The organism is Sphingosinicella sp. (genome assembly GCF_013911755.1).
Lineage (GTDB): Bacteria > Pseudomonadota > Alphaproteobacteria > Sphingomonadales > Sphingomonadaceae > Sphingosinicella.
The window spans coordinates 137,460-147,500 of the sequence record NZ_JACESP010000004.1 but is presented as its reverse complement, the minus strand read 5'-3'; the positions used below and the strand labels follow the sequence as shown (position 1 = coordinate 147,500).

Genomic DNA, 10,041 nt, shown 5'->3' with positions numbered 1-10,041 from the left:
CGAGATTGGCAAAGCCGCTCTGTTCGCTTCTCTCGCTGATCGTCGATCGGGAGTTGATCGCCAGCATCGGGGATACCCCGCCGAGCGCCTGATCGACGAGACTGCCGCCATCGTCAGTGACGCCGGTCAGGCGCCGTATCTTATCGGCTACGCTCTTCACGGCTTCCTGCACAGCATGAAAATAATTGTCGGCCAATAACTCGGCCCTGCAAAATGCAAGAACGTCCGGGTGAACACCGCGACCTTCCAGGTCCGTCCGCAAATCCCGCGCCCGGCGTTGTGCTTCAGGGAGAGTTGTCGCCTGCGCCACGCTTTTCAGTGCGCCTGTTTCGTCAACGACAAGACCGGCGAAGGCCAGCGCCTGATTGAGCGCAGCGCGCATCGGTTCAAAGCGATGGGGTTCGCGGCTGTAGCGTGCCGGACTCATCGCGAGCCGGATGAACTCCAGCACATGGGTCCTATTGCGCTTGCTGTTCTGACTTTCCGCGAACGCATTATAAATGCGTAACCGTTTCGTGCTCTGGCCAGGATCGACCATTTTGGCAGACTGAAGCAGAAAGCCGATTTCACTGTTCTGCAGGCCGTTGTCGGTGTCACCGAGCGCCCCCGCAATTGCCTCGAGTTGATCCTGCAAAAACAGCTTCATCTGCGTGTCTGACCTCTCTCAAACCGGTCGGAAGATGCGGATCACGGCCGCCTGTTTTCCTGTTGTGCGAAGTTCGAAATCGCTCCGGAAAGGTCCCCGGCCGTCCGGCTTTCTTCCATTCGAAACAGCAAGCTCAAAGCCGGCGGGATCAAGCCAGCGCATTCTTTCACCTTCCTCCACGGGTATGACCGCGTATCGTTGCCGATGGCCATTCGTACCGGTGAGGTCAGCGTTGAATAACTCCGGGGCTGTTTCGGGCATTTCCCGTCGCGGCAAGCTCGCCTGCCAGCGCTGGAAGAGTTGAGGGTCGATGCGATCTTCGCTGTCCGGCTCATCGATATCTTCCTCGATCCATGCATCGAATTCCAGGCGCCGGGCCGTGGCTGCTTCTCTGGTCCGCGCCAGTCCTTGCGAAAGGCAGAAGGCAACGAAGGGATCATGGGTGCCCCAACGCAGCAGTTCTCGCGCCCAGAAGCCGAACCATGGCAAGCCGGTCGTTTGCTTCCAGTCCGCCAGCGTCGGCGTGGTCACGGCGTCAGGCGCGCCATCGGACCAGGCTTTGGCGACAACAGCGCCAATCGCGACGCCCAGCCGGAATTCGAGATTGTCGGCCACGAAGCGTTGCCACGCGCGCAGGCTTTCCGCGTCCGGAGCTCTGGCGCCCGGCTCGTTCATCCACCAGCCCAGCACGTCATTCCATTGATCGAGCAGCGCCTGATCACCGAGGGTAGGGCGCACGCGGAATCCGAATCCCTTATCGCCCTCGAGAAGGCTGCCAATTTGCTCGAACAGGTCGATCCGCCCTTCGGCGTCGAGCGCACCATAGTCGACCGCGCCGGCAATCGAGGCCAGGATCTGCGCCGCAACCGCCTCAAAACGCCGACCCACCCAAGGCGTGAATCCATATTGGTAGAGGCGCTGCCGTTCGCCAGCGTCGGGATAGATATGCTGGATGATCCCACTGCCGCGACGGATGAATGCGACCTCCAGCCACGCCTCCTGCTCGGCCGCGACGGCCGTGAATGTCCTTGCCCAAAGCGCGCGTAACTGTTCTTCGGCGCGGGCGGGCGTCATCGCCCCCTCTTCATCGCGCTCCGTCTCGGCAAGCGCGGTCAGCAGCACGCTGTCGAGTTCATCCATCGCATCGGCGAGGCGCGATGTCGGATCGCTTGCTCCCGTCCCCGCATCGCCGCTGACGGTTCCCGGAGCTGTTCGCTCCAGCCAGTCCATGAAAGCGTCCGGCGCTATTCGCAGCAATTCGTTCGCCTTGCGCCAGATTCGAGTCAATAGCAGCGCCAGCGGGCTTTCGGCCGCATCGGCTTCCTGTTCCTCGGCGAGCAATCTGCGGGTCAGTTCCTGATACTCGGCCGTCCACTCGCGAAGTTGGCGTTCCTGAACGGGTCTGGGCGCCTTCGGCTTCGTCGAATTCGACGTCGTCGAAATCCGTGTCGGCAACGCCACCAGCGTCATACCCTCGATACCGCGTGCGGCGCCGGGTCGCCCGGCTCGACCAGCCAGGTTGCGGAACTCTGATGTAGAGAATGGCGCGACGATCGGGGCTTCCTCGACCGGATCCCAGGAGCGTCGCTTGAGTGAAGTCAGAAAGATAAGGTCGAACGGGAGATTGACACCTTCGGTCAGCGTGGCCGTCGCCACTGTAATTGGACAGATTTTCCGATCGATCATCTCGACCATCAGGCGGCGTAGCCGCTGCGGCATCTGGCCATGGCTAGTGGCGATGCCACGATCGAGCAGGAACAGTTCGAAAGAATCGGCCCCGCAATAATCGAGGCATGCGGCACGGGCTTCATCGAAGCGGTCGCCCAGAAATCCTTCCGGCCGCTCGAATTCGACGACCGCTTCCCAGGCGCCGAGGGCCAGTGCCTCGCTGAACCAGCGCATCGTCTGCTCGGGCTCCTGCGCGACCGAAATCAGGATGCGCTGCTCTTCACGGGCCAGATGTAGAGCCGTCCACAGGACGCTCAGGCTGTTGAAACGATTGAGGCTGTTACGCCATTGCGCCGCCAGCAGGGGCATGGGCGCGAAACGAAGCGGGAGATAGACGGGGTTCTCCTGGCCCCGCAGATAGAGCGGCTTACCATTCATGAGGTCGAGCAGGATCTGCCCGGATGATCCCGGCGCGGTTTCCAGCACACCGATCACCTGCCGCGTGCTGCGGTATCGGACGCCGACCGCCTTGGCTTCTGCATGTCCCTCGATCCATCGCGCCACCGGGCCGGATGCGCCGCCCGCTACTGCCGTCAGCGCAATCCGGGTGACTTCCGGGCGCTGGGCAAGGATTCGCGACACAAGGTTCTCGAGGCGGAGCGATCGATTGCTGTGGTCGGAAAAGCTGACGGCCGTCGCCTCGCTGGCTTCGGGCACGACCTGATGCGCTTCATCAATGATCAGCAGGGAGAGCCGCGCGATCAGCAGCTTGCCCAGATAGCGCAGCAGGGCATCGGCCTTTTCGACGGTGGCGATCAGGACCACCGGCTCTTCACTGGTCAGCCAGGCATCGGTAATCCCCCAGTCCGCACCGCCATAGAGACCGGTGACGATGACATCGCCACGCAACTCCGAACTGAGCTTGGCTTCCACCTCGCCAGCGAGCGCTCTTGAAGGGACAATGTAGAGCGCCAATGGCCCGAGCCCGTCCGGCGCTCTGAGCAGCAATTCCTTGATGAGGGCCAGATTGGCGACAAGCGTCTTGCCTGACCCCGTGGGGGTGCAAAGCGCGAAACTCGATTCCCGAAGAAGCCGTTCAATCCCATGAAGCTGGGACGTCCATAGGATGCCCCGATTGCGGCTGAACTGGTCACGGGCATAGCGTAGCAGCCGGTCGGTGCGTTCCGGACGCAAGGCAGCAAGGCGCCGCAGCGGGGTGAAAATCGATGCGGCGACATAGCGGTCTGCAACCTGTCGCATCAGCCCGATCACCAGCGCGGCATCATGGCTGAACAGCTGGTTGGCAAGGTCGTCCAACGCTCGCAGCTTGGCCATCGCGGGCGCCAAACGCTCATCGTCCCCGCGTCGAAGGCTGTCGGCGATCAGGCCGAGCGAGCGCACCAGTTCGACGGTCACGGTCCACAGGAAACCGGGCGTATCGTCTTCACCGTGCATGGCGGCGAATATGGCGTTCTCGGCGTCTGCGCTCGTCAGTCCGGGATTGGCTCGCCAAAAGGCGGCGCTCCGCTGCACGACCCTGTCGAAATCCGCGCGGAGGAAGGCGGAATAGAGGCGGACACCTTCATGCTCGCTCTCGATCTGATCCAGCAGCCCCGACGCCATCGCGGGCAAACCGCCTAGTTGGTACGCCGCAGCGGCGAGAAGTTCGATGGGTACGATGCCGCGCACGCCATCCTCGGCCCGCGAGAGCCATTCGAGAATTTCTCCCGTTCGCCGGTAGCAATCGACCGCTCGGGGGGATTCTCGGCCTTCGATTGTGCTGAATATATGGGCGGCGTGAAGAAGCCGGCGCGCGTCGTTCAACTGACTTGCCGATTCGCGGTCGCCCCAGCCAATCGTTGGAACCTGCCAGGTCGTCTGCAGACAGCGGACATAGGCGCGCGCCTGGGGCCGGGTGAGCGCGTTCTCGATTGCGAGGGCCTGCCGGATCTGTTCGGCCAGGACCAGGCGTTCTTCGTCAAGCGCAGCCATCAGCCCTCACTCCAGAGAAGGGCGTAGAGGTCATCGATCAGGCTGTCGCCATCTTCCAGAATGACCTCGACAACCTGCAGATCCCGTCCGGCCTTGTAATCGGCGGGCCTTTCCTCCCAGCCCACGACGGTCTCACTCGCCTCACGTTTGGCGGCGCCATTGCCGCAGATCACGACAAGGTCGGTTCGCTCGGGCTGTGGTCCGAGTTGCATGACAGCACGGTCAATCGATACGATCGTCGCCGCATGGCCTTCCCGGTCACGCTGTTCGAGCAGGAACTGCAATTGCCGCAGGCCATGTGGGATGGCTGTGTCCCGGTTCATCTCGAACCAGATCCCCTTGCCATTATGCTCGAGTTCGTTCGTGTCCGGATTGCGCACCTTCTTGCCGTGCAGCAGCGCCGCCACCGCCGATTCGGTCAGCGTCTTTCGCCACTTGGCTTCGCCGGCAATGACGCGGATGACTTCACCGCCGCCATTCAAGGCGATGCCGACAAAATCTGTGCCGTGGCGGCCATAGATTTCCCGCACACGTTCCGGATCGAAGCGCAGCGCCCAGAGATATTTCTCGACATCATCATGTTCGCGAAACAGAAAGATCGGCACGCGCCAGGCATGCTGACCGACAAAGTCTTCCTGATAGGCCTCGGTTACGAGGCCGGCCATCACTTCCCCGAACAGGCCCCTGAGCGCCTTGGACGGCAGGCAGTTGGGATAGGCGATGACAGGCGCCGCCGCACCGTCGGGATGCAGGCTGATGCCGATCTTGCGGTGGAAATATTCCCGGGCATCGAGATGCGCCGACTCGAAATAGGGGCGCAGCGCGGTGATCAACTCGTCATCGATTTCCTGCTGCTGCTCGAGCAGGAGATGGCCGTAATTGCCGCCGCGCACCGTACCATAGGCTTTGAGCCAGGCTTCGAGCGCTTGTTTGGGAGGTGGGCAGTCATGCATTGTCCGTCTCCCTCGAAAGAGGGGTTAACCGGTCAAGCTTGGCGAGGAAGAAGCGCTCGCTCCATAGGTCGAGCGATTTGGTTTCGGCGGGGCGCAGGAAGCGGCGTACATCCTCGGCCGCCGCGTTCCAGTCGATCTTCGCGATTGTGTCGCCGAGCGCCTGTTTGAGCCAGGGCATGTCGACGACGATGCTCTCGTCTCCTGCCCATGGGCCAGCCTGAATCAGCGCGGTGCGGAGCAGGGTGAGGTTGGGCGCGGTTCCCCTGGCGACATACCAGGAGAAATCATACCAATCCCTGCCCTTGAGGAAGCCGCGGCAGAGCAGGGCATGGATCTTGAGTGCGAAATTGGATGGCAGATCCTGGTGGCGCACTTCATGATCGGCCGGGAAGTCGAGATAGGTCGCATCCTCGTACGAGCCGGTGGGTGGGTTAACATCGATCTCCAGCTTGATCCGGATCGTCCGGGGTTTGCCGGTTCCCGCGAAGGACAGGTCGAGTTGGCTCGCGATCGAATCATTCTTGAGCAGGGCCTGCCGGATCGCGCTGTCCATCTTCGCTTTGGGCAGCGCGTCGAGTTTGAGCCCGAACTGCTCGAAGACCTCGACCAGTATCTTGAGATAGGGCGACCAGTCGAAATCCGGGTCAGGCACGCGCAACAGAAAATCCAGATCCTCCGAAAAGCGGGGCAGGCCATGCAGGATGCGCAGCGAGGTGCCACCCTGGAACAAGGCGACGTCGAAGAAATCGCCGCGCCACAGGGCATAGAGCGCGATCTCCTGGAGGATTTCCTTGACGGCATTCTCCTCCTCGAGCGCATTGACCGCTTCATATCGGCGCAGCTTTTCCTTGATGATGTCAATCATGGGCTGGTGATTGCTTTCTGGCCGGGAGTACGGTGCTTTCCAGCGCGGCGAGGAAGGCGTTGACTGCCTTGTGCTTGTACACGGGTTGGAGCTTGGCAAAGTCCTTGCGACGGAGCGCGGCAAGCCTGTCTTCCTCGATCCGCATTCCCTCGATGACCCAGTCGATCCCGGTCCATGGCTGCTTGCGCAGCGCGACGAGATCCATCAGCGCGCGCAGGGGCTGCGCGACGAACGCCGTGAGGTTGCCGATGGGGGTCCGATCAACGCCGGTCAGGAAGCGATAGTCGGCGATGGCGAGCGGGTGAAAATCGAAGGGGCCGAAGTCCGGCGTCTCATAATGCAGCGTCTTGCGCCCCGGCGAGACGCTGGCGGTGACGAAGACACCTTCGGGAATCCAGCCATGATAAGCGAGCGCGCTTTCGAAGGAGACATAGCTCCCGGGCAGCAGACTTTGCGCGATCGCGAAGGGATGGACCATCTCGCTGCGATAGCGTGATCCTAGCAGATAGGTGCCGCGCTTGACCCGGAGCAGCGAGCCATCCTTGAGCGCGCGATTGACCAAACCATAACGCCGCGCATCGCCGCCGCCGAGCAAGCGTCCCAACTGGCGTTCGCTCAGGATATGATCGGCGAGACCTGCCGCCTTAATCTGCTGTGCCAGGGAGGACATGAAGTTCTTGATACTTCCAAAATATGAAAGTTTCCAGAATTTCTTTGTCGTGGGCTTAAAGGGGAAAGCCTTCCCCTGCCGGGCAGCCACGCTTTGCGAGTCTCCCCGGACCCCTTCGAACGGGGCTCGCGCCCCGTAACGCCCCAATAGAGGGAGAGGAAAGCCGGTTGGCCGTGACGGGTTGAGGGTGGCGAGAGAGGCTCGCCGCCGGCCCGCCGCGGAGACAGGCCATGGCATCTTCACGCCGCACCCGCTCGACGACCGAACGGGTGAACCTCTACGAACAGATCACCAACCGCATCATCGCCGAACTCGAATCCGGGCGCGTGCCCTGGGTTCAGCCCTGGGGTTCGTCCCGCGCCGCGATCGGCATGCCCTACAATGCCGTCAGCAACCGGCGTTACAGCGGCCTCAATATCCTGACGCTGTGGAACGCCGTCGTCGAACGCGGCTTTGCCGGACACGCTTTCCTGACCTTCCGGCAGGCAATCGCGCTCGGCGGCTCGGTGCGTAAGGGTGAGCATGGCGTCGGCATCATTTATACTCGCCGCTTCATCCCCGGCGAAGAGCGGCGTCGCGCCGAGAATGAAGGACGCGAACCTTCGGGCGGCATCCCCTTCCTCAAGAGCTTCACCGTCTTTTCGGTCGAGCAATGCGACGGGCTTCCCGCCCATATCTGCGAACCGCCGCCGCCGATCCCCGAAGGGCTGATCCTCCCGCAGGCCGAGGCGCTGATCGCAGCAACCGGTGCCGATTTCCGCATTGGCGGAGCAATGGCTTATTATTCCCCGCGCCATGACTATGTGCAGGTGCCACGGCCGGACGATTATTTCGAGCCGGTGAACTGGCACCGGACGGCGCTGCATGAGCTGTCGCACTGGGTCGGCCACCCCTCGCGTCTCAATCGCGATCAGAGTGGTATCTTCGGATCGCCCGGCTATGCGCGGGAAGAACTTATTGCAGAGATTTCAGCAGCTTACTGCTGCGCTGCGCTGGGAATCGCACCCACCGTCCGACACGCCGATTATATAGGCTCCTGGCTTGAAATCCTCAAGGACGATCATCGCGCCATCCTGCGCGCCGCCAGTGCTGCCTCGAAGACGGCCGACTATCTGCTCGCCTTCCGGCCTGAATCCGCGCTCGCCGCCAATGACGACGATCCGGACCCCGATCCCGACTGCGCCATGGCGCTCGAAGGGAGGGCTGCGGCATGATCCTCCTCACCCCAGAATTACGCGACCAGCTTCGCGCCAACGACCTTGCCCGGTGCGAAGCGCTTCGTCGCGGCGATCGGGCACCCGATCCGGTGCCGGTGGTCCGTTTCTTCAATCCGGTCGGAGCGGCCACCTGGCTCGCGACCGAGCTGGATGAGGACGACATTTTCTTCGGCCTCGCGGACCTCGGTTTCGGCTGTCCGGAGCTGGGTAGCTTTGCGCTGGAGGAGATGGAGGCGATCCAGCTGCCTTTTGGTCTCGGCATCGAGCGCGACACCCTGTTCGAAGGCGCGTTTCCGCTTTCGGTCTATGCCGAAGCCGCCCGCCGCGCCGGCTCGCTGATTGAAGGCGAACGCATCCTCTATCGGGCTTCCCGGGCCGCGAAAGGTGGTGCGTGATGCGCTTCGCCAAATGGCCCCGGCCCACCGCCTATGAGGAGACGTCGCGCAAACGCGCCGCCTTCGCCCATAAGCAGCGGCGCGAGCGCGAGGCGCTGCCACTCTTCGCCGATCTGATCGCCAGAGGGCAACATAGCGTCGAGGAGGAGATGGCGCGCCGGGCCGAATGGTGGCCCCGCCAGCAGCAGGACCGGCGGGACGCGCGCGCCGCCGTCTGGCGCTCGGCACGGGCGAGCCTGTTCGCCTTTCCCGAAGCACAGCGCCGGACGATCCGACGGGCCTGGCGGGATTGTCCCTATCCGGGCGATCCCTCAAGCTTCTCGGACCTGTTGCACCAGATCCGCATCGGCAAGGTCGATCCGGGACGGCCGCCGTGGAAATATCATGCGCGTCCGCAGGCGCGCATGATAGCGACTCCTGTCCGTTTCGGCGACGCCTTCAAGCGGGTCGGCCAGCGCAGGATCGAGCCCGCACCCGGCTTCCCTCCAGTCGAGGCGCCCCAATATTGCGGTCATCTCGGGCATGGCATCCTGTTCATCGACGCAGTGCCGCCGGTCGACGCCGATGGTCTTACAACCTTCCAGGTCCGGGGCGTCTGCACCGATGCCGATATCGCGCTGATCGGCCGACTTGCCGAAGCAGAGCGGCAGCAGCCGGTTCGGGTGGTGCGGGTCGATCTGCCGCATACCCGCGCCACCGGTTTCTCGCATCGCCTCCTCATCCTCGCCTGTTCGGCGACCAAGCGGCACGATCCGGGATGGATGCCGGCCTGGGAGCGCTATGACGGGCCGCTCTGGCAGACTTGGCGTAGTGTCGATCCCGATCGCAAGCTCGCGCGCGTCAGCTTCCTGTCGGCGCGCTACGGCTTCGGCGCGGGCGACCGGCCGATCGAGGATTATGATGCGCGGCTGTCGCCCGATCTCGCTGACCGTATGATCGCGGGTGGCATGACGATGCGCTGGCCACGGCCGCCGAGCCCGAACAAGCCCGACAATTATGGCTCGCATCCCGGCTGCGAGATCGCCAGCCTCTGCTATCATGGCACGCGGCCCTTCACTGACGTCGCGCTGGTCGGTGGCGGCCTCTACCTCAAGGTCATGCGCGCCTTCCTCGAAGGCTTTCGCGAGATGCGCTGCATCACCCCCGATGCCGAGATCACCGAAATCAACGCCGGGATCGGCGTGATGCGCCAGCGCCTGCGCGCCTGGCTCGAACAGGGGCGCGGGCCATGAGCGATCCGCGCGCCCGTGTCGGGCATAATGGCGGGCCGGCGCTCGACGAGGAGGACAACGGCTCGCCGACCCCGCGCTATTGCAAATACTGCCGGCACTGGTCGCCGCCGTCCGATTGGGACGTGCGCGCCTATGATGCCTTCCAGCTTGGTCTCTCGAAAAGGCGGGTTAAGCGTCCGTCTGGCACCTGCGACCGGGTACTGATGCAGGCGGGCAAGCCGCTGGCTTTTTCGGCGACGGTCGACACCTTCGGATGCCTGAACTTCTCGGCGAAGCCGCCGGCGCCGATTGTGCGCGGGCGCGGGTTCGTCACCATCTATGAAGGCGATCGGATCGTCTGGCAGGGCCATGAGGAGGATGTGCCCGAGGAACATCGCTGAGCATCCCGATCCGGCGCATGCTA

Annotated in this window: 9 protein-coding genes (1 of these 9 cut by a window edge); 4 read left to right on the top strand and 5 right to left on the bottom strand. The window is 63.2% G+C overall.

Annotated elements, in window-relative coordinates; all coding sequences use genetic code 11:
• The 5 genes in view from H2052_RS04930 to H2052_RS04910 are tightly spaced (at most 18 nt apart) and all read right to left on the bottom strand, a layout consistent with a single transcriptional unit that may run on beyond the window.
• Positions 1 to 646: the 5' portion of a TIGR02391 family protein gene (locus tag H2052_RS04930; protein ID WP_087575911.1), read on the bottom strand. The gene continues 152 nt to the left of window position 1, outside the view; only the first 646 of its 798 coding nucleotides appear in the window; its start codon is at positions 644 to 646; its stop codon lies beyond the left edge, outside the window.
• An 18-nt stretch (positions 647 to 664) separates the two neighbouring features.
• Entirely contained in the window at positions 665 to 4,306 is a 3,642-nt protein-coding gene (locus H2052_RS04925; RefSeq protein ID WP_006954977.1) for a DEAD/DEAH box helicase, read from the bottom strand.
• The gene (locus H2052_RS04920) at positions 4,306 to 5,259 is read right to left on the bottom strand and encodes a hypothetical protein (protein ID WP_006954980.1); all 954 of its coding nucleotides are present in this window, start codon (positions 5,257 to 5,259) and stop codon (positions 4,306 to 4,308) included. Before H2052_RS04920 ends, H2052_RS04925 begins: the two co-directional genes overlap by 1 nt.
• Positions 5,252 to 6,124: a nucleotidyl transferase AbiEii/AbiGii toxin family protein gene (locus H2052_RS04915; RefSeq protein WP_006954982.1), complete on the bottom strand. Its 873-nt coding sequence runs from the start codon at positions 6,122 to 6,124 to the stop codon at positions 5,252 to 5,254. The genes H2052_RS04920 and H2052_RS04915 overlap by 8 nt, the downstream gene beginning before the upstream one ends.
• Complete coding sequence (locus tag H2052_RS04910; RefSeq protein ID WP_006954983.1) at positions 6,117 to 6,794, bottom strand: hypothetical protein; 678 nt, start codon at positions 6,792 to 6,794, stop codon at positions 6,117 to 6,119. Before H2052_RS04910 ends, H2052_RS04915 begins: the two co-directional genes overlap by 8 nt.
• A gap of 230 nt (positions 6,795 to 7,024) precedes the next feature.
• Here H2052_RS04910 and H2052_RS04905 point away from each other — a divergent pair, with 230 nt between their 5' ends.
• From H2052_RS04905 to H2052_RS04890, 4 genes are read left to right on the top strand one after another with little or no spacing between them, the layout of a single operon-like run.
• Positions 7,025 to 8,008 (top strand): zincin-like metallopeptidase domain-containing protein, encoded by a 984-nt coding sequence (locus H2052_RS04905; RefSeq protein ID WP_293778710.1) that lies wholly within the window; start codon positions 7,025 to 7,027, stop codon positions 8,006 to 8,008.
• Positions 8,005 to 8,406, top strand: coding sequence for a DUF2958 domain-containing protein (locus H2052_RS04900; RefSeq protein WP_087573771.1), 402 nt, complete (start codon positions 8,005 to 8,007; stop codon positions 8,404 to 8,406). The genes H2052_RS04905 and H2052_RS04900 overlap by 4 nt, the downstream gene beginning before the upstream one ends.
• Positions 8,406 to 9,638, top strand: coding sequence for a hypothetical protein (locus H2052_RS04895; RefSeq protein WP_087573772.1), 1,233 nt, complete (start codon positions 8,406 to 8,408; stop codon positions 9,636 to 9,638). Before H2052_RS04900 ends, H2052_RS04895 begins: the two co-directional genes overlap by 1 nt.
• The gene (locus H2052_RS04890) at positions 9,635 to 10,018 is read left to right on the top strand and encodes a hypothetical protein (RefSeq protein WP_087573773.1); all 384 of its coding nucleotides are present in this window, start codon (positions 9,635 to 9,637) and stop codon (positions 10,016 to 10,018) included. The genes H2052_RS04895 and H2052_RS04890 overlap by 4 nt, the downstream gene beginning before the upstream one ends.
• Positions 10,019 to 10,041 lie beyond the last annotated feature (23 nt).